The sequence below is a fragment of the Ruegeria sp. YTSC192 genome (assembly GCF_059609705.1).
On the sequence record NZ_JBXWMG010000012.1, the window covers coordinates 41,078 to 66,333 of the forward strand.

A 25,256-nucleotide genomic window follows, 5' to 3' on the forward strand; every position below is an offset into this window, starting at 1 on the left:
CGCGCCACCCCACACGCTTAAAGAGGAATGTTGTCGTGCTTTTTCCAAGGGTTCTTCAACTGCTTGCCACGCAAGCTGGCAAAAGCCCGTGATACGCGACGGCGCGTTGATTGCGGCATGATCACCTCATCCACAAAGCCACGTTCAGCGGCCACAAAGGGGTTGGCGAAACGGTCTTCGTAGTCGGCAACATGCTGCGCCGTCTTCTCGGCGTCCCCGAGGTCAGCGCGGTGGATGATCTCGGTCGCGCCTTTCGCACCCATCACCGCGATCTCGGCCGTGGGCCAGGCATAGTTGAAATCGCCGCGCAGGTGTTTCGAGGCCATCACAACATAAGCACCACCATAGGCCTTACGGGTGATCACAGTCACTTTTGGCACGGTCGCTTCGCCATAGGCATAAAGCAGCTTGGCGCCGTGCTTGATCACACCGCTATATTCCTGCTGCGTGCCGGGCAGGAAACCGGGCACATCCACCAGTGTCAGAATCGGAATCTCGAAACAGTCGCAGAACCGCACGAATCGTGCCGCCTTGCGCGAACTGTCGATATCCAGACACCCCGCCAGAACCATTGGCTGGTTGGCCACAACACCAACGGTTTGTCCCTCAAGACGAATGAAACCAGTGATGATGTTCTTGGCGAAATCTTCCTGAATCTCGTAAAAATCGCCTTCATCCGCGATTTTCGTGATCAGCTCCTTCATGTCATACGGCGTGTTCGGATTGTCCGGAATCAGAGTATCCAATGAGGCTTCGACACGGTTGGGGTCATCAAAGAAAGGACGAACCGGAGGCTTTTCCTGATTGTTGAGCGGCAGGAAGTCGACCAGACGACGCACCTCGGCCAGAGCCTCGACATCGTTTTCAAACGCACCATCCGCGACCGAGGACTTTTTGGTATGAGTCGAGGCACCGCCCAGTTCCTCGGCTGTGACGACCTCATTCGTGACGGTCTTAACCACGTCTGGGCCAGTCACGAACATGTAGGACGAGTCCTTTACCATGAAGATAAAGTCGGTCATCGCCGGGCTGTATACCGCGCCACCCGCACAGGGGCCCATGATCACGCTGATCTGAGGCACCACGCCCGATGCTGTGATGTTGCGCTGGAACACTTCGGCATATCCGGCAAGCGAGGCGACGCCTTCTTGGATTCGCGCGCCGCCCGAGTCGTTGATCCCAATGATGGGCGCGCCGTTCTGCACGGCCATATCCATGATCTTGCAGATTTTCTGCGCGTGCGTTTCCGACAGCGAGCCACCAAACACGGTGAAATCCTGACTGAACACATAGACCATACGGCCATTGATCGTGCCCCAGCCCGTGACCACGCCATCCCCGGCAGGCTTTTGTTTTTCCATCCCGAATTCGGTGCAGCGGTGGCTGACGAACATGTCGAATTCTTCAAAACTGCCTTCGTCCAGCAGCAGCTCGACCCGCTCGCGCGCGGTCAGCTTACCCCGCCCATGCTGCGCGTCGATTCGCTTCTGCCCACCACCCAGACGGGCCGCGTTGCGGCGTTCTTCAAGCTCGGAAAGGATGTCTTTCATGGCGATAGTCCCCTGTCAAATCTGACCGGACCCTACAGCGAGCGACGCCTCAGCCAAAGGCATTTTCGGCAAATTTGCAAAGTTTTGAAAATCTCTTTTGCTCAAACTGTAAATTTGCGAATTATTGCCCTTTGCATCAAGCATCTGGCCTTTGCCCACTCAACAGCTATACATGCAAACTATGCAGTTCAGAACGTCGTCGGCTTATCGCACACCACCCACAATCGGCACTTTGGTTCTTCTCTCGGGACTGTCGGCGCTGAGCATGAACCTGTTCTTGCCAAGCCTGCCGAACATGGCCCTGCATTTCGACACGCATTACAAGGTCATGCAACTGTCGATCGCCCTTTATTTGCTGGTAAACGCGGTCCTGCAGATCATCATCGGGCCAATTGCCGACAAGGCTGGGCGACGCCCCGTTCTACTATGGGGGCTTGCGCTTTTTCTGCTGGCGACACTTGGTTGCATATACGCACCTTCGGCCGAGGTGTTCCTGCTGTTCCGTATGTGTCAGGCGGTCGTGGTAGTTGGGATGGTCCTCAGCCGGGCCGCGGTTCGGGACATGTATGATCAGGACCAGGCGGCCTCGATGATTGGTTACGTCACGATGGGAATGGCTGTTGTCCCGATGATCGGCCCCGCCATTGGTGGCTTCTTGGAAGAGAGCTTTGGCTGGAAAGCCAATTTCTGGCTGCCCTTCGCTTTGGGCGCCCTTACCCTTCTTCTGACCTATGTCGATTTCGGCGAGACATCCGCCAAAAGCGGCAAAACCCTTGTTCAGCAATTTAGGGAATACCCCGAGTTGCTGATGTCGCCCCGGTTCTGGGGATATTCGCTTTCCTCCGCCTGTTCGTCCGGGGCGTTCTTTGCCTATCTGGGGGGCGCGCCTTTTATCGGCACCGAAGTCTTCGGTATGAGCGCAGCCGAAGTCGGCATCTATTTCGGCGCTCCCGCTTTGGGCTATTTTCTGGGGAATTTCTTTAGCGGTCGATACTCGACCAGGGTCGGCATCAACCGCATGGTCCTTTGGGGAACATGGCTGAACGCCGCCGGTGTCGCCCTGTCTGCCGCATTGTTCCTGACAGGCTTCGGAACAGCGCTCAGCTTTTTTGGCTTCATGACCTTCGTCGGGCTGGGTAACGGCATGACGATCCCAAATGCAACGTCGGGCGCCTTGTCCGTACGCCCGCATCTGGCCGCCACCGCCTCGGGCCTCAGCGGCGCAATCATGCTGGGCGGAGGAGCCGGGCTGAGCGCACTGGCAGGCGCCCTGCTGACGGTTGAAACAGGCGCAATGCCCTTGCTCTGGCTTATGCTGGTCACCGCACTCCTTGCCATCGCGGCCATTTCATCAGTCATTTGGCGCGAACGGCAATTGAGCCTCTAAGACGCCTTGCCCAGATGGGTTTGCAAAGTTATCGTGCCAAAATAGAAAAGTTGCAAAGGCACGCCATGGCCACCCAAAAACTCTATGCCGGCGCAAAGCTGCGCGAAATGCGCACACGCCTGACGCTGACCCAAAAGGAATTTGCCACAAAACTGGGGGTCTCCCTGCCCTACCTGAACCAAATGGAGAACAACAATCGGCCGATCTCGACCACGGTTGTTCTGGCTTTGGCGCAGGAATTCGGCATGGACGTGACCGAACTGAGCACGGGCGACAGTGAGCGACTGGTCTCGGACATGCGCGAGGCGCTGGCCGATCCGGTCTTTGCCGACGACATCCCCCCACTGGCTGATCTGCGTCTGACCGCTTCAAACGCCCCAGCCCTTGCTCGTGCCTTTATCGAGCTGCACCGAAGCTATCGCCAAACCCACGAACGCCTCGCTTCACTGGATGAAGCACTGGGCCGCGAGGATTCCCGCACCCAAGCCAGCCCGTGGGAGGAAGTTCGCGACTTCTTCCACTATTGCGACAACTATATCGACGCGGTCGACCGCGCTGCCGAGCTGTTCGCCAAACGCGCCGACGGCCCCGGCGGCATCCGCCAGGCCGCCCTGCAAAGCCTGGAAGAACGTGGCATTCAAGTGATCTTCTCAGACATCAACCCGTTGCGCAGCTACGACAAGGAAAGCAGAACCCTGCGCCTGTCCTCACGCGCTGCGCCCCAAACACAGGTCTTTCAACTACTGCTTCAGGTTGCCCTGATCAGTCAGGACAAACTGTTGGAGGCCACGCTCGATTTCGCCAAGTTCCAGAGCGAAGAGGCCCGCGCCATTGCCAAAATCGGCCTTGCCAACTATTTCGCCGGCGCGTCCCTAATGCCCTACAGCGCCTTTCTGACCGCCGCGCAAGAGGATCGACATGATCTGGAAATGCTGAGCAACCGCTTTGGCGCCTCGATCGAACAGGTCGCCCACCGACTGTCCACATTGCAGCGCCCCGGCGCGAAAGGCATCCCGTTCTTCTTCGTGCGTGTCGATCAGGCCGGAACGATTACCAAGCGCCACTCGGCCACTCGACTGCAATTTGCCCGCTTTGGCGGTGCATGTCCGTTGTGGAATGTCCACCGCGCCTTCGAAACACCGGGGCATTTCCTGCGGCAACTGGCGGAAACACCGGACGGCGTCCGCTATATCTCGCTGGCAAGGGATGTCTCGAAACCCGGCGGCTCATTCGGTGCGCCGGTACGCCGCTATGCCATCGCACTGGGCTGCGAAACCCGCCATGCCGAAGCACTGGTCTACGCTGACAATCTGGATATCAACAACGCAAGCGCCTATGAACCGATCGGCATTTCCTGTCGCATCTGCGAGCGCGCAAATTGCCACCAGCGCTCGGTCCCGCCACTGGAAAGGCGCTTGGCCATCGACACGCATACGCGAGGCACATTGCCCTACGTGGTTACCTGATCTTCATCTGGCCAAAAATACCTCGGGGGTGCGGGGGCAGAGCCCCCGCTGTTGGCCTTACGCCTTGGATACGATCGCCCAGATCTCATCCTTGAGGGCCGCGCGTTTCTTGCGCATCTCACCCTCGGCCAGCTCTTCCACCGGTTCGATATTGGTTTCGGCGCGGTGAACGCGGCGGTTGATTTCATGATATTCATCAGCCAGCCGCGCAAAATGAGCGTCCGTCTGCTTGAGCTGACTCATCATCTCAACCTTGTCCGGAAACTCTTCGGCCAGTTCATGCGGGGTGTGGGACATTCCTGTTCGCTCCTGAATAAATGTCGTTGCGATTCAGGTTTATCGAATGTCGCCTCACCCCACTTTGACGCGGATCAAATCAGCGCTGTGCCACCTCCCAATGTGGGTGAATCCAGGGGCGATCATTGGCTTTTGGCAGTGCATCCTTGCCCAACAGGTGATCGGACATCTTCTCACCCACCATGATCGACGGCGCGTTGAGATTGCCATTGGTGATCTGCGGGAAGATCGAGCTGTCAGCCACGCGCAAACCATCCACGCCGATGACGCGCCCTTCGGGATCAACCACGGCGTTCTTGTCATCCGCACGCCCTATTCGGCAGGTGCCACAGGGATGATAGGCGCTTTCGGCATGCTCTGCGATGAAGGCATTCAGTTCCTCATCCGTCTGCACCGAGGCGCCGGGCTGGATCTCTTTGCCCGCATAGGGCTTGAAGGCGTCCTGACCAAATATCTCACGGGTGAGGCGGATACATTTGCGGAAGTCTTGCCAGTCTTTTTCGTGGCTCATGTAGTTGAACCGGATCACCGGCGCGTCTTCCGCCTTGTTCGACCGCAAAGTCACGGCCCCACGTGACGGAGACCGCATCGGCCCCACATGCGCCTGGAACCCATGCCCCTCTGCCGCGGCCTGACCGTCATAGCGCACTGCAATCGGCAGGAAGTGGTACTGGATGTCAGGGTATTCCACGCCCGGGTTCGACCGGATGAACGCCGCGCTCTCGAACTGGTTCGAGGCCCCGAGACCGGTTTTGGTGAACAGCCACTGCGCCCCGATCAGCCCTTTGCTGAACAGGTTCCAATGCTTGTAAAGAGTGATCGGCTGCAACGAGGCCTGCTGGATATACAGCTCCAAATGGTCCTGCAGGTTCGCACCCACGCCGGGGCGGTCAGCAACAACGTCAATGCCGTGCTCAGCCAGATGCGACGCCGACCCGATCCCCGAGAGCATCAGCAGTTTGGGCGAGTTGATCGACGAGGCGGCCAGAATAACCTCACGCCGGGCACGAATGACCTCTTTCTTGCCGCCACGCACCAGTTCGACACCAACTGCGCGACCCTCTTCCATCACAACGCGCGACGCCAAACCCTTGACGAGGTCGCAGTTGGGACGTTTCAGAGCAGGTCGCAGATAAGCATTGGCCGCCGACCAGCGCCGTCCTTTCCAGACGGTCTGCTCCATCGGGCCGAAACCTTCCTGTTTCTCGCCGTTATAGTCGCCCGTAACTTCATAGCCCGCTTGCTGACCAGCATCGACGAAGGCCTGAAACAACGGGTTTTTGCGCGGACCTCGTGACACATGTAGCGGACCATCTTTGCCGCGCCATTCCGGGTCACCGCCATGGCCGCCATCATGCCAGTTTTCCATGCGTTTATAGTAGGGCAGCACATCCGCATAGGACCAGCCATCCGCCCCCATATCCGCCCAGGTGTCAAAATCCCGCGCATGGCCGCGCACATAGACCATCCCGTTGATCGAGGACGACCCACCGATCACCTTGCCACGCGGACAAGCCATCCGGCGGTTGTTCATGTTCGGTTCGGGTTCCGAGCTGAATCCCCAGTCGTAAAGCGACATATTCATCGGATAGCTCAGCGCTGCGGGCATCTGAATGAACGGTCCGGCATCGGTGCCACCGTGTTCGATCACCAGAACCGAGGCTCCGGCCTCGCTCAGGCGATAGGCCATCGCACAGCCGGCAGAGCCAGCACCCACAATGACAAAATCTGCTTCCATTTCACGTCTCCATAGATCCACCGTGAGAGGTTTCGGAACCTGCTCGGCCTCCGGCGGGCGTATTTTCAAAAAGATAAAGAGGTCACTCGCCGCGCGGGAACCGCTGGCTTTCCTCGACGGTATTCAGGTCCATGTGGTTGCGCATGTAGCGCTCGGATGCTTTTTGCAGCGGCTGGTAATCCCATGGATAATAACCACCCTGCCGCAACGCCTCGTAGACAACCCAGCGGCGCGCCTGACTGGCGCGTACGTCAGCATCGAACTGGCCCAAATCCCAGCGCGCTTCGGACTTGGCGCGCAGGGTTTGTAGGGTGCCGGCATGCGCGGGGTCATCGGCGAGGTTGTTCTGTTCATGCGGATCGGCGTCAAGATCAAACAGCTGATCGGGGTCCAGAGCGCAACGATTGTATTTCCACTTGCCGTAGCGCAGCGACACCAGCGGCGCATAAGAGGCCTCGGCTGCATATTCCATCGCCACCGGGGCTGTTCGTTCCTGCCCCTTGGCCAAAGGCACAAGGTCTTCGCCATCCGTCCATGGGGCAATCTCGGCCATGTCAACACCGGCCAGCGCGCCCAGCGTCGGGGTCACGTCGATGGTGGACACAGGTGTTTCAATCAGGCCGGCAGGTAAATCCGGGGCGGATATCATCAGTGGCACGCGCGATGAGCCCTCAAAGAACGTCATCTTGAACCACAACCCGCGTTCGCCCAGCATGTCGCCATGGTCCGAGACAAACATGATGATGGCCTCTTGGCGCGTCGTCTCCAGCACGTCGAGGATCTCGCCGATCTTGTCATCCAAATACGAGATATTTGCGAAATACGCACGGCGCGACTTGCGGATATCTTCTTCGGTGATGTCGAAGCTGCGCCAGTCGTTGGCGTCGAAAATCCGCTTGGAATGCGGGTCCTGATTGTCATAGCCAAGATCAGCGATCTCGGGGAGAAGATGTTCGCAATCCTCATAAAGATCCCAATACTTGCGGCGCGCAACATAGGGGTCATGAGGGTGCGTGAAGCTGACGGTCATAGCCCAGGGACGGTCGTCCTTGCCGCGCGCCAGATCATAGAGCTTGGCCTTGGCGTGGTAAGCGACCTCGTCGTCATACTCCATCTGGTTCGAGATTTCGGCCACACCCGCGCCGGTGACCGAGCCCATGTTGTGATACCACCAGTCGATCCGCTCACCCGGTTTACGGTAGTCCGGGGTCCAGCCAAAGTCAGCGGGGTAGATATCGGTGGTCAGACGGTCTTCGAACCCGTGCAACTGGTCGGGACCAACAAAATGCATCTTGCCCGACAGACAGGTGTAGTAACCCGCGCGGCGCAGATGGTGGGCATAGGTCGGGATGTCGCTGCGGAACTCGGCTGCATTGTCGTAAACACCCGTGCGTGAGGGCAACTGACCCGACATGAAGCTTGCCCGCCCCGGGGCGCAAAGCGGTGAGGCTGTGTAAGCATTGGCAAAACGGGTCGAACGCTCGGCCAGTTTCTTCAGGTTCGGCGCATGCAACCAGTCGGCCGGACCGTCGGGAAACAAGGTACCGTTCAGCTGATCCACCATCAGGATCAGAATGTTTGGTTTTGGCATTTTTCGCCCTCGAGCAGAGTGTTCAGGACGCGCAAGGCGTGATTGGCAGCCAGCTGAGGCTCTTCCGGGGCGCTCAGCGCCGAGTGGATATACAACCCGTCGATCAAGGCGATCATGGTCTCAGCCGCGTTGGTCGGTTCGGCAATTTGGGGGCGCAGCGCATGGATCAGGTTCGAGCGGATGCGCGCCTGATAGACCTTCCATAGCCGCAGCGCATCATTGTTGGTCTGCGCAAGGACATAGAATGTCATCCATGCCGCAATCACGTCCGGGGTGAAACACGAACGGGCAAAACAGGCGCGGATGATGGCTTGCGCCCTTTGGTCGGGGGCTGCGGCGGCCAGCTCGGTCCGGGCTTCCTTACCGAAATCCGTCAGGATTTGCCGCATGGCGGCCAGAAAGATCTGATCCTTACCGCCAAAATAATGGTGCGCCAGCGCGCTGGACATGCCCGCGCGTTTGGCGATCTGGCTGACGGTCACATCCAGAGATTTCTGTACGCCCAATTCGGCAATCGTTGCACGAACGATCGCATCACGGCGTATAGGCTCCATTCCGACTTTTGGCATCGCGCCCCCCTGGGCAAAAGGACTTCCCGATGACGCTAGGCGCTTTTTATTGACTCGTCAATCAATCTCGTTTTCGGGCGGGTGTATTCATGCTTTGGGTGCAAAAGCCGATGGCGTCACATCGCGCTTGTTCAGCATCGCTTCGCGCCAGGAAATGAAGCTGACGGCGGTCAGGATCAGCGTACCGCCAGCTACGACCCAGATGTCAACGCTTTCGTGGAACACCAAGGCTCCGACAATCGTCGCCCAGATAAGCTGCAGGAAGGTGACCGGTTGCGTCACCGCGACCGGGGCGGCCTGCAGCGCCAGTGTCATGAAGTAATGCCCTGCGGTTGCAAAGCTTGCGACCAGAAACAGCACCCCGATGTCCCGCAGAGTGGGCGGCGACCAGACCGCGATTGCAAAGGGGATCAAGGCCAGCGTCACCCAGATTGACAGATGGGCCACCACAACCGAGGGCGGGATATCCCGCACCAGCAGTTTGGCCAGCAGGTAGGAACCACCCAACGTCAGCGCCGTTCCCAGCATGGCGAGATGCCCACTGGAGACCTCGCGAAAGCCGGGGCGTAGAATGATCAGCACGCCGATCAGGGCGACCAGAATGGCGGCCAATCGGCGAAAGGCCAGCTTCTCACCCAGAAACAGGGCCGCTCCAAGCGTGACATAGACCGGGGTCATGTAGTTCATGGCCGTCACCTCGGCCAAAGGAATGCGTGTCATCGCGTAGAACCACAGCATGACGGCAACCCCGTGGATGACCCCTCTTAGCCCGAATAGTGAGAGATCGCGCTTGCTCAGACGCGTTGCCATGATCGACCGCAAAGCAGGCAACAGAAACACCAACCCAAGGACATAGCGCAAGAACGCGGCCTGTATCGGATCCATGGTTGAGCCCAGCGATTTCACCAGCGCCGTCATGACCACAAAGGACAGGCCCGCTGAGAACATCCAAAACATTCCCATAACAGGGCGCGAAGAAGCGGAAGCTGTTGTCATGTCCCCGGTTGAACACCGAATTCAGCGGCAGAACAACCCTTCACATGACAAGTAACTTCCACGCAATTCCCAGCATCACAATCCCGATCAAAGCGTCCAGCACCTGCCATGCGCGTGGGCGTGCGAAAAACGGCGATAGTATCCTGGCCCCGTAGCCCAGCGTGAAAAAGAAAACAAAGCTTGAGGTCACAGCCCCGACGGCAAAGCTGAACCGATCTTCATACTGGGCCGAGATCGAGCCTATCAGTACCACGGTATCCAGATAGACATGCGGGTTCAGCCAGGTGAAGGCCAGCACGGTCAGCATCGCCGACCGCAGGCTTGTGCGTTGGCTCTCGCCCAACTCCATCACTGCGCCGCCCTGCCAGGCCGACCACAGGCTGCGCAACCCGTACCACGTCAGGAACGCGGCGCCGCCATAGCGCATCACCGTCTCGAACCATGGCGCGGCCTGTGCCAGCGTTCCGAACCCGGCGATCCCGGCGGTAATCAGGATCGCGTCTGATACGGCACAAGTCAGGCACAGGATAAACACATGCTCACGCCGCAGACCCTGCCGTAGGATGAACGCATTCTGCGCACCAATGGCCAGAATCAGACTGAAGCTAAGAACAAAACCAGCGATAAGGGGGGCAGACATGAAACCTCCTGTCGTTTGAAGGTTTGACTAGCGGCTTTGCCTCGGCCTATCAAATTAAAGATACTGAACAGAATTAAGTCTGGCTAATGCTGATCGATCCACATCACCTGAACGCACTGGCCGCAATTCTGCGGCACGGGAGCTTTGACGCGGCTGCGTCCGAGCTGTCCGTCACGCCCTCGGCAATATCCCAGCGGATCAAAGCGTTGGAGGATCGCATCGGCACCAGCCTGATCAATCGCGGTTCCCCTTGCACGGCCACGCCCGCCGGGCTGCGGATTGCCAAACATGCCGAGGATATCGGGCTGCTGGAATCCCAACTTGCACGCGACCTGACCTTGGAGAGCGGCCCTGGTCCGGCGCGGGTGCGCATCGCCCTTCCGGCTGATGTTCTGGCCGCATGGTTCATCGACGTGATGACGCAGGTGCCGGACTTGCTGTTCGATCTGGTGATCGACGATCAGGAGCATTCAGCAGACTGGCTGCGCCGGGGTGAGGTCAGCGCTGCAATCACCGTCGGAGGGCAACCCGTCACCGGATGTGATACCCATGCCCTTGGCGCGATGCGGTATCTCGCGACGGCCAGCCCGGAGTTCACCACGCATTGGTTCAATGACGGTCTGACCGCGCGGTCGCTGGCACAAGCGCCATGCCTCGTGTTCAACCGCAAGGACAGCCTTCAACGGGTCTGGATGTCGGCCCAAACCGGGCAGCGATTGTCGCCGCCATCACATTTCATCCCCTCGTCGCACGGATTTGTCGACGCCGCTATTGCCGGATTGGGTTGGGGTATGAACCCCGAAGCCCTGGTTTGCGAAGCGTTGCTGGACGGCAGGCTTTGTGAAATCGCGCCCGACACGCCTTTGGATGTACCGCTCAACTGGCAGGTCGGTCGCGTGCTGTCATCGACCCTGACACCGCTGACCAAAGCCGTAAAGCGCGCCGCTGCCAAGGCCTTGATCCCGGACGCAGGCCACCAGATAAAGGGCGAAAATCCGGAGTAAGACGATGTTCTCACGCGATGTGCTCAGCTATGATCCGATCCCCTTGCCCGACCGGTGCGAGATGAACGATGCCGAGATGCAGCAGGCTGCACAGGCTTTCCACGACAAGATGCGCCAGCGTCATACTGTTCGAGATTTCATCGACCGCCCCGTTGATCGCCAGGTGATCGAGACCTGTTTGCGAACCGCAGGCACCGCGCCGTCCGGGGCCAATCATCAGCCATGGCATTTTGCAGCCATCGCGGACCCGGCTTTGAAACAACGCATCCGTGAAGAGGCTGAAGAAGAAGAACGTCGTTTCTATGCTGGCGGCGCCGGGGATGAGTGGATCAAAGCGCTGGAGCCCATCGGGACCAACGCGGTCAAAGAACACCTGACCATTGCCCCCTGGCTGCTCGTGGTATTCGCCCAACGCTGGGGTGAGTTCGAAGATGGCACGCGGTACAAAAACTACTACGTCCCCGAAAGCGTCAATATCGCAACGGGCTTTTTGTTGGCCGCGTTGCATCACGCCGGGCTTTCGACACTGACGCACACGCCGAACCCGATGAAGTTCCTAAACGGCGCGCTGGGGCGCCCGGCCTCGGAAAAACCCACGATGATCATCGCTGTCGGCCACCCGTCACAAGCCGCGACTGTCCCATCCGTTGCCAAGCTGAAGAAACCTCTGGACGAGATTTCGTCGTTCTTCTGATTGGTCCAAACGCGACATCAGGTGCCCTGCGCATCGGCCCCCTCGGGCTTGGGCAAGACGACCAGATAACAGGCGGCGGCTGCGATCAGACTGCAAAGCACAATGAACGCAACCGCAAGCGAAACTTCATGCATATGGGCGACCGCCGCCAAAGCGGCTGACATGGCAACTGCGGCCAGCCGCGCAATGCTTTTGATCGCGGCGGAGCCCTGAACCCGCTGCGCTTTCGGGGCGACGTCCAGAAAATAAAGCTTGCGCGCGCTGCTGATCCCCGTGACGGCAACCGTTACGATGAACAGCGCAATGGCGTGCAGGTGAACTTCGTGGTCGATGCCCAGATAGTGAAACGCCAGAAGGACGATCCCTGTAGTTGCCACCATCAGTGTCCCTGCGACCATGACCGCACGATGGGATTTCATGTTCACCAACTGCCAAAGAGGGGCCGAGACCAGATAGCCAGACGCCGAAGACACAATCATTGCGGTCAGCCCCTTGGCCGAACTGTGATGCGCCTCGGCCGCAATCAGGGCGAAGAACGGCACCGACAAGGACACCACGACAAGCGGCATACGCATGACCAGGTAGCGGCGAAACCATGCATGTTCAAACATGTCAAAAACGGACTTGATATTGGCTTTCAACGACAGGCCCAAATGCTTGGGTTCATTGCCTTCCGGGCTGTTGGCCTTGCTGATTTCAAACATCGCAAGAATCGACAGGGCAGACAGGACAAAAAACGTGGCAGACACGGCGATGACAGCCGAATGGCGTGAAAATGGTGGATTGTCCCTGGTGAGTTCGTGCAACAAAAGCGCCAAACCAATGGCACCCAGCCCCCCTGCCCCCAATTGCAAATACTGCATCATCATTCGGGATTTCGAATGCACGTGATCGCCCAGCAGATCGGTTAACATGAGGTTCTGCACCTCATCGAACAGACCGATCAGGAAAAAGACTGCAATGAAGGCAATGGCGATCAGTGGCACGATACCTGTGGCCGCGACCCCCATTGCGACCAGAAGACAGGTTCCGATTGCGATCTCGGTCATCGCGATTCCGCGTTTCTTCTTGGGCCGCGCGGCAATCGAACGCGCCAGAAAGAAATCCGCGATCATGCTGCCAACCATCCGAACCGAAACCAACGCCCCCGCGATGAACATTGGCAGCTCGAATGAGACCGCAAGAAACGGCAAAACCACCGACGGGCTTCCCAATGTCCAAGCGACCTGAGACAGAATGCTCTGCCCGGCCAAAACCGGGACATTGCGTTTTGCCAGATCTGATGGGTTTTGCGCCATTTTTCACGCTGACGCCACGGCCAGCCCTTCTTGTTCTTCGCCTTCGTATCAAAGACCATGCACTTGGGCCGGGTCAACCAAGCAGCACGTCGGATGCCAAAACAAAAAAGCCCGACCGCACGGGCCGGGCTTTTGGGTATCTGATCCCAAGCGCGATCAAAGCTGCGCCATGACCTCGTCAGTAGCTTCGAAATTGGTTGTGACGCGCTGCACGTCATCATCATCTTCCAGCGCATCGACCAGCTTCATCAGCTTCTGCATGTCTTCCAGACCCAGCTCAGTTGTCGTGGTGGGCTTCCAGATCAGCTTGGTGGATTCGGATTCGCCAAGCGCCTCTTCCAGCGCATTCGATACGTCGTTCAGGTCGGAATCGGCGCACCAGATGATGTGACCTTCTTCCGAGCTTTCGACATCCTCGGCACCAGCCTCGATCGCGGCTTCAAAGATGGCATCGGCATCACCTGCATCCGCCTGATAGATCACCTCACCCTTGCGGTCGAACATAAACCCGACCGAGCCGGTCTCGCCCAGATTTCCACCGTTCTTGGAAAAGGTCGAACGCACGGTCGAGGCCGTCCTGTTGCGGTTGTCCGTCATCGTCTCGACAATCACGGCCACACCGTTGGGGCCGTAGCCCTCGTACCGGATCTCTTCGTAATCGTCGCCGTCACCTGCCTGCGATTTCTTGATCGCGCGGTCGATCACGTCCTTGGGGACCGAGTTCGACTTGGCCTCTTTCACCGCCAGACGCAGGCGCGGGTTCTTGTCGGGATCAGGGTCGCCCATCTTGGCGGCAACGGTGATCTCTTTCGACAGCTTGGAAAACAGTTTGGACCGCGCGGCGTCCTGACGTCCCTTGCGGTGCTGGATATTGGCCCATTTGGAGTGGCCTGCCATGGTGCGTCCTCGTCATCATGTTTGCGTATTCGGCGCTCATATAGACGTTTGCAGGGCAAAGGATCAAGAGAGCGGCTTGCGAGACGCTCATCTGACGGTAAGGTGACCGCATGACGACCGACCAAATCATTCTGTTTGCACTTTTCATTTCAGTCTTTGGCATGCTCCTTTGGGGGCGTTTCCGGTATGACCTTGTGGCCTTCACGGCGCTGATGGTGGGCGTGGTATTGGGCGTTGTGCCGGTCGACAACGCCTTTGCCGGGTTCGGGCACCCCGCGACGATCATCGTTGCGCTGGTACTGGTGGTCTCGGCCGGGCTGGTCCGGTCAGGGGCTGTGTTCCTGATCACGCGCACGCTGGTGGATGCCTCGCGCGGGCTTGGCGCCCATATCGCACTGATGGGCGGGATTGGCGCGGTTCTGTCGGCCTTTATGAACAACGTGGCCGCATTGGCGCTGCTGATGCCGGTCGATATTCAGACCGCGCGCAAAGCGGGGCGTGCGGTGGGGTTGACGCTCATGCCGCTCAGCTTTGCGACGATACTGGGGGGCATGGCGACCCTGATCGGGACGCCGCCCAATATCATCATCGCCTCAATCCGGGCCGAGACCTTGGGCGAGCCGTTCAAGATGTTCGACTTCGCCCCCGTTGGCGGAATCGCGGCCATCGCCGGGCTGGCATTCGTCTCGCTGGTCGGCTGGCGTCTGATCCCGAACCGAGGCACGCAGGAAGAAGCCTCCGAGTCACTGGCCGAGTATATCGCTGAACTCACCCTGCCGCCTGAGTCGCCCCATATCGGCAAGCGCGTCAGCGAGCTGTACGAGGATGCCGAAAAGTCCGACGTGGCAATCCTCGGCCTGATCCGCGACGGCAAACGGCGCTATGGTCGTTCCGCGCACGCAACGCTGAAGGAGGGCGACGCGCTGGTGCTGGAGGCGCGACCCGAAGCGTTGGATGAGTTCCGCGCGGCGCTCAAGCTGGATTTCTCAGACACCCGCCGGCAAGAGGTACTGACCGCCGAAGGTGACGGGCTTGAGGTGATCGAAGTTGTCGCCACAGAAAGCGCGCGCATCACCGGCCGTACCGCGCAGGGGCTGGGTCTTGCGTGGCGACAAAGCACAGTTCTGATGGGTATTTCGCGCCAGGGTCGCCGCATTACTGAACAGGTCCGCAAAACCGAGGTGGAGGCCGGCGACATCCTGCTTCTGCTCTGCCCTCGCGACCGGGGTGCCGACGTGACAGAATGGCTGGGTTGTCTGCCACTGGCGCAGCGAGGCCTGAACGTAACGGCCAACGACAAGGCGTGGCTTGCCATCGGTTTGTTCGCTGCCGCGGTTCTGGCCGCAAGCATCGGGTTGATCTACCTGCCCATAGCGTTGGGGTTTGTCGTGGTGGCCTATGTTCTGACCAAGATCATGCCGATCAGTGACATCTACAACCATATCGAATGGCCCGTCGTGGTGCTGTTGGGGTCTATGATCCCGCTGGGCAGCGCGCTAGAGACCTCAGGCGGCACCGAATTGATCGCCAATGCCCTGATCCAGCTGACCAATGGCCTGCCCGCCTGGGCCATCCTGACCGTTCTGATGGTCGTGACGATGACCCTTTCGGACGTGCTGAACAACACGGCCACGGCCATCGTCGCCGCCCCCGTTGGCATCCAGATGGCCCGCACGCTAGAGGTCTCGCCCGATCCGTTCCTGATGACGGTGGCCGTTGCGGCCTCGGCCGCGTTCCTCACGCCGATCGGGCACAAGAACAACACGCTGGTTCTGGGCCCCGGAGGGTACCGGTTCGGTGACTATTGGCGCATGGGTCTGCCGCTTGAAATCCTGATCATAGCGGTCTCAATCCCCTCTATCCTTGTCTTCTGGCCGCTTTGACAGGTAAAGCCCGACTATGAAACGCTTTCTGATCCTTCAATTGCGCCCCGAAGCTGATGCATCGGACGCCGAATATGCCTCGATTTTGGACAAAACCGGCCTGACCCCCGAGCAAACCCACCGCATCCGACTGGATTGCGAGGATCTGCCCGAAGGCTTGAATGTCGCCGACTACGCGGGCGTGATCGTTGGCGGAGGCCCTGGCTGCGTCAGCGACGATCCAGCAACGAAATCCGATTTGGACGCAAAGATCGAAAACGCGGTTATGGGGCTGATGCCTCAGATCACCGCACAGGATCATCCCTTCATGGGTTGCTGCTATGGCCTAGGCGTTCTGGCCGCGCATTTGGGTGGCGACGTCAGCAAAGCCAAGTTCGGCGAACCGGTTGGCCCCTCGGCCTGCCGCCTGACTGAGGACGGCACATCAGACCCTTTGACTGCTGGTCTCACACCCAAGTTCGACGCGTTTGTGGGTCACAAAGAGGCAGTCCAGACCCTGCCCGATGGATGCGTGCATCTTGTCGCCTCGGACCCCTGCCCGTTTCAGATGATCCGCTGGGGACAAAACGTATATGCCACCCAGTTTCATCCGGAAGCCGACGCCAAAGATTTTGAACAGCGCATCAACATCTACAAGCATCACGGCTATTTCCCGCCCGAGGACGCGCAACGCCTGATCGATATCTGCAATGCTGCTGACGTCACACAGCCGGGCGAAATCCTACGCCGGTTCGTCGAACGCTACAAATGACCTAACGACGTGGTTGCCTGTGGGTTTCCCCCTCGCTTAGTCTGCACTCAAACGACTTTGGGAGGAGTTGTTCTTGGATTTTCTAATCAATGTCGGCTTGCCTGTTTCGCTGGCCATCATCATGCTGTCTTTGGGTATCGGGCTTGAGATCGCTGATTTCCGGCGTGTCCTGACCCGCAAATACCCGTTTGCAATCGGCGCGCTTTGTCAGGTCGTTCTGTTGCCAATCGCCGCGTTTGCAACGGTCAAATTCCTTGACCTGCCGCCAGAGATTGCCGTCGGTTTCATGCTGCTCAGCTTTTGTCCGGGTGGTGTTACCAGCAACATCCTAACAAAATTTGCCAAGGGCGATGTGGCGCTTTCGGTTAGCCTGACGGCGGTGATCAGCATCCTGTCGATCCTGACTGTGCCGATCCTGGCCGCCTGGACCATCGCGCATTTCATGGGCGAGGACGCGCCCGAAGTGTCGATCACCGGGCTGGCGGTTGCAATGTTCCTGATCACGACCCTGCCCGTCGCCATCGGCATCACGGTTCGCAGGTTTGCAACGGGATTTGCGAACCGCATCGAGGGCGGGTTGTCCAAACTGGCTGGCGCTCTGTTCCTGTTGATCGTCATCGCCGCCGTGGCCGGGAACTGGCAGCTCTTTGTCGAGAATCTCGGCATCATGGGCACCGGGTTGGTGTCTCTGAATATCGCCCTGCTTCTGATCGGTCTGGGCGTCTCGCGCGCCGCGAACCTGTCCTGGGCCGAGTGCAAAAGCATCTCGATTGACACCGGCATCCAGAACTCGACCCTCGGGCTGACCTTGGCGGCATTGATCACGGGAACCGAGACCGGGTTCAGCACTCTGGCTTTGCCCTCGGCGGTCTATGGGGTCACTATGTATGTCGTTGTATTCCCCTTCCTCATTTGGTTTCGCAACCGCTGAAAGGACCTGACATGGCCAACAACACGGCAGATGCGATCGTCGTCGGAGGCGGACTGGCCGGGCTGGCGGCTGCGGCCGAGCTGGGCGACCGGGGCAAGACGGTGATCGTTGTGGATCAGGAGCCCCAGAGCTTTCTGGGCGGACAAGCGTTCTGGAGCCTCGGCGGCCTGTTCATGGTCGACACGCCCGAGCAGCGCCGGATGGGCATCAAGGACAGCCATGACCTGGCCTTGCGGGATTGGATGGGCAGCGCGCAGTTTGATCGCGACGACGATCTGTGGCCCCGGAAATGGGCCGAAGCCTATGTCGAGTTCGCCGCAGGGGAAATGCGTCCTTGGCTGCATGACATGGGTCTGCGCTGGTTCCCGGTGGTTGGTTGGGCCGAGCGCGGAGGCTCCTACGCGGACGGGCATGGCAACTCGGTCCCGCGGTTTCACATCACTTGGGGCACCGGTCCAGGCGTGCTGGAACATTTCATCCGCCGCGTGAAAGAGCATGTAAGTGCTGGGCTGATCCAGCTGAAATTCCGCCATCAGGTCAGCCACATCATCATGCAAAACGGCTGCGCCAAAGGTGTCTCGGGCGAAGTTTTGGCCGAGGATACGGCCCAACGCGGCGCCAAAACCAACCGCGAAGAGCTGGGCGAGTTTGAATATTATGCCCCTTCGGTCATCGTCACCTCGGGCGGGATCGGCGGGAATTTTGAGATGGTCCGCAAGAACTGGCCCCGCGACCGTCTGGGCGAGCCTCCGCAAGACATGGTTGCGGGTGTTCCGTTTCACGTTGACGGGCGCATGATCCCGATCAGCGAAAAGGCGGGCGGCCATGTGATCAATGGAGACCGCATGTGGCACTACACCGAAGGCGTGCGAAACTGGGATCCGATCTGGCCCTCGCACGGGATTCGTATCCTGCCCGGTCCAAGCTCGATGTGGTTCGATGCCAAGGGTAATCGGCTGCAACCGCCCTGCCTGCCGGGGTTCGACACGCTGGGGACGCTGCACGAAATTCTGAAAACAGGACACGAGTACAGCTGGTTCGTTCTGACCCAGAAGATCATCAAAAAGGAATTCGCCCTTTCGGGGTCGGAACAGAACCCCGATTTCACCTCGGGCAGTTGGAAAGAAGTGATCCGCCAGCGCATCCTTTCGGGCAGCAAGGCCACCGCCCCCGTTGAGGCATTCAAGGAAAAGGGCGAGGATTTCATCGTCGCCAACACTCTGACCGAGCTGGTCAGTGGGATGAACCAGTTGGGCGGGGGTCTGATTGATGAAGCTCATCTGAGGGCGCAGATCGAGGCACGGGATTCTCAGGTCGACAATCCGTTCTCGAAAGACGCCCAGATGATGGCAATTCTGGCGGCACGCAACTATCGCGGAGACAAGCTGATCCGGACGGCCAAGCCGCACAGGTTCCTCGACCCCTCAAACGGCCCGTTGATTGCGGTCAAGCTGCACGTGCTGACCCGCAAGACACTTGGCGGGTTGCAGACCAATCTGGACAGTCAGATGATCGGAGCGGACGGGCAAGTGGTGCCCGGCCTGTTTGCCGCCGGCGAGGTTGCTGGTTTCGGCGGCGGGGGGTATCATGGCTACAACGCGCTTGAGGGCACCTTTCTTGGCGGTTGCATCTTCTCGGGCCGCAACGCAGGGCGATCCCGCGCTGTGGCCTGACGCACTATTGCTTGCGTACCAGTTTGATGACGGGTTCGCCTGCGGCATCCAATAGGGCCAGCGCGTCGCCTTGTATGGCGAAGGTGGTGACGCTTTGCAGTGTTTTCAGGAAGGCGCGTTCGATCTCGTCCAAAGGTGGCGGGCAAGCCATGAGGGTCGCCGCCATATTGTCAGGCAATTCGATCCGATTGCCTGAGATCTCGGCCTGACCAGTAAACCGGTTGCATCCGCCTGTGCCCGAGAACGCACCGCCTTGGCCAAAGATCAGTTCCGGCCGCCTTTCCGTTTCGATCGGCTCACCGTTTAGCGATGCGGCGATCCATTCCGAATTCTCAAGCATGGCCGTCCCCTGTGCCTGAACTTGCACGAGCATCAGATCGACGGAATTCCCGGCCTCATCCGAGATTACCGGATAGGCCGTATCCGTTGTGAACAGCAGCTTTTGCCCCTGAGTAATCGCCGCCCTCACGGAGTAGCGGTGCCCGTCCTTGATCAGGGCGTCATCATAGCCAAGCTTGAAGGGTGCAGGAACGGCTGTCAGAGCGTAGCGCTGCGCCGCCAGCGTCACGGCTGGCGCATCGGCAAGCGAAACATCCTGAAGCTCAACAAACAGGGTTGCATCGGGCGGAACGGCGATCCTTTCGCGATAGCTGGCCGTGCCGTTTACTGTTCCAGCAGTGCCAGTACTCGCCAGCATCGCGCAGGCGATTGTGGCAACTGCGGTTCCTTTTGCAGGCATGATCCAATCCTCTTTTCGCAAAATACATTCATAAAGCTTTGTGTATCGGCCAGGATTTGCAAGAGGCCCCGCGAAATGACGGCGGGTCCGTGCCGATCTTACAGCGGCCAGAACAGCGGAATAAGGAGTGACGCCAACAGCCCAACTGTCAGGTTCAGCGGAATACCCACCTTCATGAAATCCGTGAACCGATAGCCGCCGGGGCCATATACCATCATGTTGGTCTGATACCCGATCGGCGTTGCGAACGAGGCTGAAGCCGCGACCATGACGGCAACCACAAGGGGACGCGGGTCGATCCCCACCGCCTGCGCCAGACCGATCGCAATCGGCGTGACAACCACGGCGACCGCGTTGTTTGAGACCAGCTCGGTCAGAACCGAGGTCAGCAGATACATCGCCCAGATGATCAGGAACGGTGGCAAAACACTCAGCGACGGTGCGACGGCTTCGACAATCAGGGACACTGCACCAGACGCGTCCAAGGCGGCCCCGATGGCCAACATGGCAAAGATCAGAGCCAGCAGCCGGCCCTCGACAAAAGAAAACGCCTCATCCGCGTCGATGCAGCGCGTCAGAAGGACAGCAGCGACGGCTAGGATGGACAGCAGCAGGATCGGTGCAACCCCCAGCGCCGCCAGAACCACGATCCCGACCAGAGAGCCTATCGCAATCGGTGCGTGACTTCGGCGGAAGGCCCGCGCAGACGGTTGCGTGACATCAACCATATCCATATCAGCCGCCAGCTTCTGAATGTCAGCCGGAGACCCTTCGAGCAGCAGAGTATCCCCCACCCGCACGACAAGTTCATCGAGCTGCAAACCGATATTCTGGTTCCGCCGATGCACGGCCAGCACGTAAACGCCATAGCGGCGGCGTAGACGCATCGTGCCCAGCGCCCGCCCCACCATACGACAGCCCGGAGTGATCAGCACCTCGACCGTTTTGGTCTCGACAGCCGAGACCTGATCGACCCGCTTGAGTTCCTTGTTGCTCTGCAAGCTAAGAAGTTCTGCCATTTCGGTGCGCAGAACCACCCGGTCGCCGACATTCAGCGTCACCCCCTTGAGGTTGCGCCGCAAGGAATCGTCGCCGCGCAGAACGTCGATCAGACGCACGCCGGGACGCTTGAACAGCTGCACGCCGGTAACCTCACGCCCGATCAAGTTGCTTTCCGGGGGAATGACGGCCTCAGTAAAGAACTTCATCTTGGACCGGTCGCTCAGCATCGAGGCCATGCTGTCCCGTTCCGGCAACAGGCGCGGCGCGATAAAGCGCAAGTAGACCATGCCATAGATCACCAGCACGATGCCCAGAGGCGTGACTTCGAAAATCGTGAACGCCTGCATGCCCTGCGCCCGCGCCACACCATCCACCAGCAGGTTGGTCGAGGTCCCGATCAGGGTCAGCGTACCGCCCAGAATGGCGGCATAGCTGAGCGGGATCAGCAGCTTCGACGCAGGCACATTCAGCGTGCGGGCGATCTGAACAAAAACCGGGATCATCACAACAACCACCGGCGTGTTCGACACAACGGCCGAGGCCACCACCACAAATCCCATCAGCAAGGCAATCGCTATGCGCGGGTTCACTTGTGCCTGCTTTTGGGCCGTTGAAGTGAACGCATCCAGCGCTCCGGTCCGCACCAAGGCCCCCATGATGATGAACATCGCGGCAATCGTCCAAGGTGCGGGGTTCGACAACACGGCCAGCGCGCTTTGATACGGCAAAATGCCCGTCACCAGCATCAGTGCGACGCCGCCGATGGCCACGACCTCGGTCGGGTAGACCTCACGCAGGAACATCACGAACATGCCTGCGACCACCAAAAGCGCCAGTATCGCGCTACCTGTGTCTGTCAGTGAGAGGAATTGCATTCGTGGTTTTCAGTCCGAACCCCAGGCCCAAGCGCCTGTCACTCAGTGTCCCGCATTGCGCGGGTCAGGGCAAGCATTTACGGCCCGGCCTGCTCCAACCGTCCGCCCACGCGCACCATACGCACTGATTTTGCGCTGCCATCCTGATCATTGGTCTCAACGAACACTCCGCTCAGGGTTGCCTCGCCATTGGCCGGGGTAAAACGCGCCTTCGGCATACCGGTGATAAACCGGCGCATCGGCTCAACCTTGTCCATGCCGATGACCGAGTCATAGTCGCCGCACATCCCCGCATCCGTCAGATAAGCGGTGCCGCCGGGCAGGATCTGAGAATCCGCCGTAGGTACATGCGTATGCGTGCCGACCACAAGGCTGGCGCGCTTGTCGCAATAGTGGCCCATCGCCATTTTCTCGGATGTCGCCTCACAATGCATATCAACGATGATGGCATTGGCCTGTCCGCCACGTGGGTGGGATTTCAGGATCGGTTCAACCGCCGAGAACGGATCATCAAAGGGTCGTTTCATGAAAACCTGGCCCAGGACCTGAACCACCAGAACCTTTCGCCCTCCGGGTGCGTTGAAAAGGCGATGGCCCCGCCCCGGTGCGCCTTTGGCAAAGTTCACCGGGCGCACGATGCGCGACTCCTTCTCGATGTATTGCAGCATGTCTTTCTGGTCGAAAGCGTGGTCGCCCAGCGTCACGCAATCCGCGCCCGAATCCAGAAGCAGCTTGGCATGATCGCCAGAAAGCCCCATCCCGTTCGAGGCGTTCTCGCCATTGACCACAACAAAATCCAACCGCCATTCATCGCGCAGACGCGGCAGATGCTGTTGGATGGCCGTGCGTCCCGCGCGGCCCATGACGTCACCCAGAAAAAGTATCCTCATCCTATTGGTCGTAAGTCTGGTCAACGCCAAGCACAAGTGGTTATGCTGCCGTAGTAAACCGTCAAACCCCTTTAGATCGGAGAAACTTGATGTCGCGTATTCTATTGTCTGCCCTTGGCCTCGCTGCGCTTGCCGCTTGCGATCAGGCAACAACGAGCGATTCCAGCACGCAAATTGCCAACCCTGCGGCCACGTTTTGCGTGGAAAGCGGTGGCAAATATGAAATCCGCGACGGTGCTGACGGGCAGACAGGTATTTGCACATTGCCCAGCGGGCGCGAGGTGGATGCCTGGGAGTATTTCCGCGAGAATCACTCGATCTAGCGAAGCAGCCTTAGAACGTCAGAACACGGCTTTCCGTGACAACCATATCCAGAGGCTGGTCGGTGGGTTCCAAAGGCAGCCCGTCGGCCTCTTGCGCGTCGAACGCAAAGCCAATGGCCAGAGTTGGGCGTTTGGCGCGTAGCCCTTCCAAGGTGCGGTCGTAGAACCCGCCGCCATATCCCAGACGACCGCCCTTGGCGTCAAACGCCACCAGAGGAACAATCAGGATTTCAGGGTCGAAGTAGTTGTCAACTTCGGGCACTTTTGCCCCGAACGGCCCGTCCTTCAAACTGCCCTCAGGCGTCCAGTGCGAGAATTTCAGCGGCTGACCCGCCGCTTGAATCACCGGCACGCCGACGGGGCCATGGGCTGCGGCCTCGGCCATTGCGGGCAGCGGGTCGATCTCGGTCCGGATTGGCATATAGCCTGACATGGGCACGCCACGGTGGCCTGCCAAAATCTCGGACAAACGGCCCGCAGCCCCCGGCACAGTTGCGTCAAACGCCGCTTTGCGACGGGCGAACGCGGCCTTGCGCGCCATCGCTTTGATTTCAGTCAGATCGGTCACAGAAGCACCACGCTGGCAAGTCCCAAGAAGATGAAGAAGCCCATGACATCCGTTGTGGTGGTCACAAACGTCCCCGACGCCAGCGCCGGGTCGATGCCCATTCGGTCCAGCACAACCGGTACTACCGTACCTGCAAAGCCCGCGATGATCATGTTCACGACCAAAGCCGCCCCAATCACGACCCCAAGCAGAGGTGAATCGAACCAAAGCATCCCGACCGCCCCCAGAACGATCGCAAAACAAAACCCGTTCAGCATGCCGACCAACAGCTCTCGTCGGATCACGCGCATGACGTTCGATGCGGTCAGGTCGCGCGTTGCCAATGCCCGCACCGCAACTGTCAGCGATTGCGTCCCCGCATTGCCGCCCATCGAAGCCACAATCGGCATCAGGATCGCAAGCGCCACCAGCTGGTCAATCGCGGCCTCGAATTGCGAAATCACCAGCGAGGCACAGATTGCCGTACACAGGTTCACCGCAAGCCACGGCAAACGGCGGCGACTGGTCGCGGCGACACTGTCCGAGATCGAGCTTTCGTCACTCACCCCCGCCAGACGCAGAATGTCTTCCTCATGTTCTTCGTCCAGCACCACCATGGCGTCGTCGATCGTGATGACACCGACCAGGCGGCCATCCGCGTCGACGACGGGGGCCGAGATCAGGTGGTACTGGTTGAAGGCATAGGCCACATCCTCTTCGTCCTGATCGACGGGGATGATGTGGAATTCCTCTTCCGCCAGATCCTGCAGCGGCACCTCGCGCCGGGCGGCCATCAACTTGCCCAAAGTGACCTGCGTCACCGGCTTCAGACGGGGATCAACCAGCACGACATGATAGAACTGTTCCGGCAGGTCATCATTGGCGCGCATGAAATCAATGGCCTGCCCCACGGTCCAATGCTCGGGCGCCATCACGACCTCACGCTGCATCAAACGACCGGCCGAGTTCTCGGGATACGCGAGGGCCTGCTCTGCCGCGACACGCTCGGAATCCTCGAGCGCGTCCAGAATCGTTTCCTGTTGCGGCTCTTCAAGATCCTCCAGCAGGTCAACGACATCGTCGCTGTCCATGTCCCGTACCGCTTCGGCCAGAACGTCCGGGTTCAGAACGCCGATGATCTCTTCCCGGACGGCCTCATCCAGTTCCGACAGGATGTCGCCGTCGAATTCCTTGTCATAGAGACGGATCAGGCGGGCACGGTCATAGGGATTTATCTGCTCAAGAAGGTCGGCGATGTCGGCTGCGTGCAGCGGCTCCATCAACTCGACCAGCTTGGCGCGATCATCCACGTCAACGGCAAACAGGATTGCCGCAACCATGCGACGGTCCAGCGCGTAAACGTCTTCGTCAGCAGAGTCGGCTACGGGATCATCAATGCCTGTGGTCATGTGCTGCTCCCGTTCTTGTTCATGCCATTGGCCCCTAATTAGAAGAAGCAGCTACCGGAAAACAATGACAATGCGCCGATTTACCCTCATCTTTCGCACGCATATG

General features: G+C 59.3%; 23 protein-coding genes. 9 read left to right on the forward strand and 14 right to left on the reverse strand.

Going from position 1 to position 25,256, the window contains the following annotated elements:
• Positions 1-17: 17 nt before the first annotated feature.
• Positions 18-1,550, reverse strand: coding sequence for an acyl-CoA carboxylase subunit beta (locus tag AC2FD8_RS16270; protein WP_496857829.1), 1,533 nt, complete (start codon positions 1,548-1,550; stop codon positions 18-20).
• Positions 1,551-1,731: 181 nt separating this feature from the next.
• Between AC2FD8_RS16270 and AC2FD8_RS16275 the strand changes: the two genes are divergently transcribed.
• On the forward strand, positions 1,732-2,937 hold the full coding sequence (locus tag AC2FD8_RS16275; RefSeq protein ID WP_496857830.1) for a multidrug effflux MFS transporter: 1,206 nt from the start codon (positions 1,732-1,734) through the stop codon (positions 2,935-2,937).
• A gap of 65 nt (positions 2,938-3,002) precedes the next feature.
• Positions 3,003-4,403 (forward strand): helix-turn-helix domain-containing protein, encoded by a 1,401-nt coding sequence (locus tag AC2FD8_RS16280; RefSeq protein ID WP_496857832.1) that lies wholly within the window; start codon positions 3,003-3,005, stop codon positions 4,401-4,403.
• 57 nt (positions 4,404-4,460) lie between these two features.
• On the opposite strand, the gene AC2FD8_RS16285 is transcribed toward AC2FD8_RS16280, so the two are convergent.
• The 6 genes from AC2FD8_RS16285 to AC2FD8_RS16310 form a co-directional block, all read right to left on the reverse strand.
• The gene (locus AC2FD8_RS16285) at positions 4,461-4,700 is read right to left on the reverse strand and encodes an HP1242/YdcH family protein (RefSeq protein ID WP_496857834.1); all 240 of its coding nucleotides are present in this window, start codon (positions 4,698-4,700) and stop codon (positions 4,461-4,463) included.
• 79 nt (positions 4,701-4,779) lie between these two features.
• On the reverse strand, positions 4,780-6,438 hold the full coding sequence (gene betA / locus AC2FD8_RS16290) for a choline dehydrogenase (protein ID WP_496857836.1): 1,659 nt from the start codon (positions 6,436-6,438) through the stop codon (positions 4,780-4,782).
• A gap of 82 nt (positions 6,439-6,520) precedes the next feature.
• Positions 6,521-8,029: a choline-sulfatase gene (gene betC / locus AC2FD8_RS16295; protein ID WP_496857837.1), complete on the reverse strand. Its 1,509-nt coding sequence runs from the start codon at positions 8,027-8,029 to the stop codon at positions 6,521-6,523.
• Positions 8,008-8,598 carry a choline-binding transcriptional repressor BetI gene (gene betI, locus AC2FD8_RS16300; RefSeq protein ID WP_496857839.1) on the reverse strand — a complete coding sequence of 197 codons (591 nt, stop codon included), beginning with the start codon at positions 8,596-8,598 and terminating at the stop codon, positions 8,008-8,010. The genes betC and betI overlap by 22 nt, the downstream gene beginning before the upstream one ends.
• A gap of 87 nt (positions 8,599-8,685) precedes the next feature.
• Positions 8,686-9,555: a DMT family transporter gene (locus AC2FD8_RS16305; protein ID WP_496874323.1), complete on the reverse strand. Its 870-nt coding sequence runs from the start codon at positions 9,553-9,555 to the stop codon at positions 8,686-8,688.
• A gap of 79 nt (positions 9,556-9,634) precedes the next feature.
• Positions 9,635-10,234 carry a LysE/ArgO family amino acid transporter gene (locus AC2FD8_RS16310; RefSeq protein ID WP_496857842.1) on the reverse strand — a complete coding sequence of 200 codons (600 nt, stop codon included), beginning with the start codon at positions 10,232-10,234 and terminating at the stop codon, positions 9,635-9,637.
• An 86-nt stretch (positions 10,235-10,320) separates the two neighbouring features.
• Here AC2FD8_RS16310 and AC2FD8_RS16315 point away from each other — a divergent pair, with 86 nt between their 5' ends.
• Positions 10,321-11,238, forward strand: a complete 918-nt coding sequence (locus AC2FD8_RS16315; protein WP_496857844.1) for a LysR family transcriptional regulator ArgP — start codon at positions 10,321-10,323, stop codon at positions 11,236-11,238.
• Positions 11,239-11,242: 4 nt separating this feature from the next.
• Positions 11,243-11,932 carry a nitroreductase family protein gene (locus AC2FD8_RS16320; RefSeq protein ID WP_496857846.1) on the forward strand — a complete coding sequence of 230 codons (690 nt, stop codon included), beginning with the start codon at positions 11,243-11,245 and terminating at the stop codon, positions 11,930-11,932.
• A gap of 17 nt (positions 11,933-11,949) precedes the next feature.
• On the opposite strand, the gene AC2FD8_RS16325 is transcribed toward AC2FD8_RS16320, so the two are convergent.
• Positions 11,950-13,230 carry a permease gene (locus tag AC2FD8_RS16325; protein ID WP_496857848.1) on the reverse strand — a complete coding sequence of 427 codons (1,281 nt, stop codon included), beginning with the start codon at positions 13,228-13,230 and terminating at the stop codon, positions 11,950-11,952.
• A 156-nt stretch (positions 13,231-13,386) separates the two neighbouring features.
• Positions 13,387-14,127 (reverse strand): YebC/PmpR family DNA-binding transcriptional regulator, encoded by a 741-nt coding sequence (locus AC2FD8_RS16330; RefSeq protein WP_496857850.1) that lies wholly within the window; start codon positions 14,125-14,127, stop codon positions 13,387-13,389.
• A 110-nt stretch (positions 14,128-14,237) separates the two neighbouring features.
• Between AC2FD8_RS16330 and AC2FD8_RS16335 the strand changes: the two genes are divergently transcribed.
• The 4 genes from AC2FD8_RS16335 (at position 14,238) to AC2FD8_RS16350 (ending at position 19,365) form a co-directional block, all read left to right on the forward strand.
• Positions 14,238-16,010 (forward strand): SLC13 family permease, encoded by a 1,773-nt coding sequence (locus tag AC2FD8_RS16335; protein ID WP_496857852.1) that lies wholly within the window; start codon positions 14,238-14,240, stop codon positions 16,008-16,010.
• Positions 16,011-16,026: 16 nt separating this feature from the next.
• Positions 16,027-16,761 (forward strand): glutamine amidotransferase, encoded by a 735-nt coding sequence (locus AC2FD8_RS16340; protein WP_496857854.1) that lies wholly within the window; start codon positions 16,027-16,029, stop codon positions 16,759-16,761.
• 73 nt (positions 16,762-16,834) lie between these two features.
• Positions 16,835-17,692 carry a bile acid:sodium symporter family protein gene (locus tag AC2FD8_RS16345; RefSeq protein ID WP_496857856.1) on the forward strand — a complete coding sequence of 286 codons (858 nt, stop codon included), beginning with the start codon at positions 16,835-16,837 and terminating at the stop codon, positions 17,690-17,692.
• An 11-nt stretch (positions 17,693-17,703) separates the two neighbouring features.
• Positions 17,704-19,365 (forward strand): FAD-binding dehydrogenase, encoded by a 1,662-nt coding sequence (locus AC2FD8_RS16350; protein WP_496857858.1) that lies wholly within the window; start codon positions 17,704-17,706, stop codon positions 19,363-19,365.
• A gap of 4 nt (positions 19,366-19,369) precedes the next feature.
• On the opposite strand, the gene AC2FD8_RS16355 is transcribed toward AC2FD8_RS16350, so the two are convergent.
• The 3 genes from AC2FD8_RS16355 to AC2FD8_RS16365 all read right to left on the reverse strand — a co-directional run bounded on the left by AC2FD8_RS16355 (position 19,370) and on the right by AC2FD8_RS16365 (position 22,871).
• Positions 19,370-20,104 carry a YbaY family lipoprotein gene (locus AC2FD8_RS16355; protein WP_496857860.1) on the reverse strand — a complete coding sequence of 245 codons (735 nt, stop codon included), beginning with the start codon at positions 20,102-20,104 and terminating at the stop codon, positions 19,370-19,372.
• A gap of 98 nt (positions 20,105-20,202) precedes the next feature.
• On the reverse strand, positions 20,203-21,981 hold the full coding sequence (locus tag AC2FD8_RS16360; protein WP_496857861.1) for an SLC13 family permease: 1,779 nt from the start codon (positions 21,979-21,981) through the stop codon (positions 20,203-20,205).
• A gap of 77 nt (positions 21,982-22,058) precedes the next feature.
• On the reverse strand, positions 22,059-22,871 hold the full coding sequence (locus tag AC2FD8_RS16365; protein WP_496857863.1) for a TIGR00282 family metallophosphoesterase: 813 nt from the start codon (positions 22,869-22,871) through the stop codon (positions 22,059-22,061).
• Between the two features lie 89 nt (positions 22,872-22,960).
• On the opposite strand from AC2FD8_RS16365, the gene AC2FD8_RS16370 reads away from it, so the two are divergent.
• Complete coding sequence (locus AC2FD8_RS16370; RefSeq protein ID WP_496857865.1) at positions 22,961-23,194, forward strand: putative hemolysin; 234 nt, start codon at positions 22,961-22,963, stop codon at positions 23,192-23,194.
• 10 nt (positions 23,195-23,204) lie between these two features.
• Here the strand turns inward: AC2FD8_RS16370 and AC2FD8_RS16375 are convergent, their stop codons facing one another.
• Together AC2FD8_RS16375 and mgtE are read right to left on the reverse strand one after the other, a co-directional pair.
• Positions 23,205-23,762 (reverse strand): 5-formyltetrahydrofolate cyclo-ligase, encoded by a 558-nt coding sequence (locus tag AC2FD8_RS16375; RefSeq protein ID WP_496857867.1) that lies wholly within the window; start codon positions 23,760-23,762, stop codon positions 23,205-23,207.
• Entirely contained in the window at positions 23,759-25,150 is a 1,392-nt protein-coding gene (mgtE, locus tag AC2FD8_RS16380; RefSeq protein WP_496857869.1) for a magnesium transporter, read from the reverse strand. The genes AC2FD8_RS16375 and mgtE overlap by 4 nt, the downstream gene beginning before the upstream one ends.
• Positions 25,151-25,256: the final 106 nt, after the last annotated feature.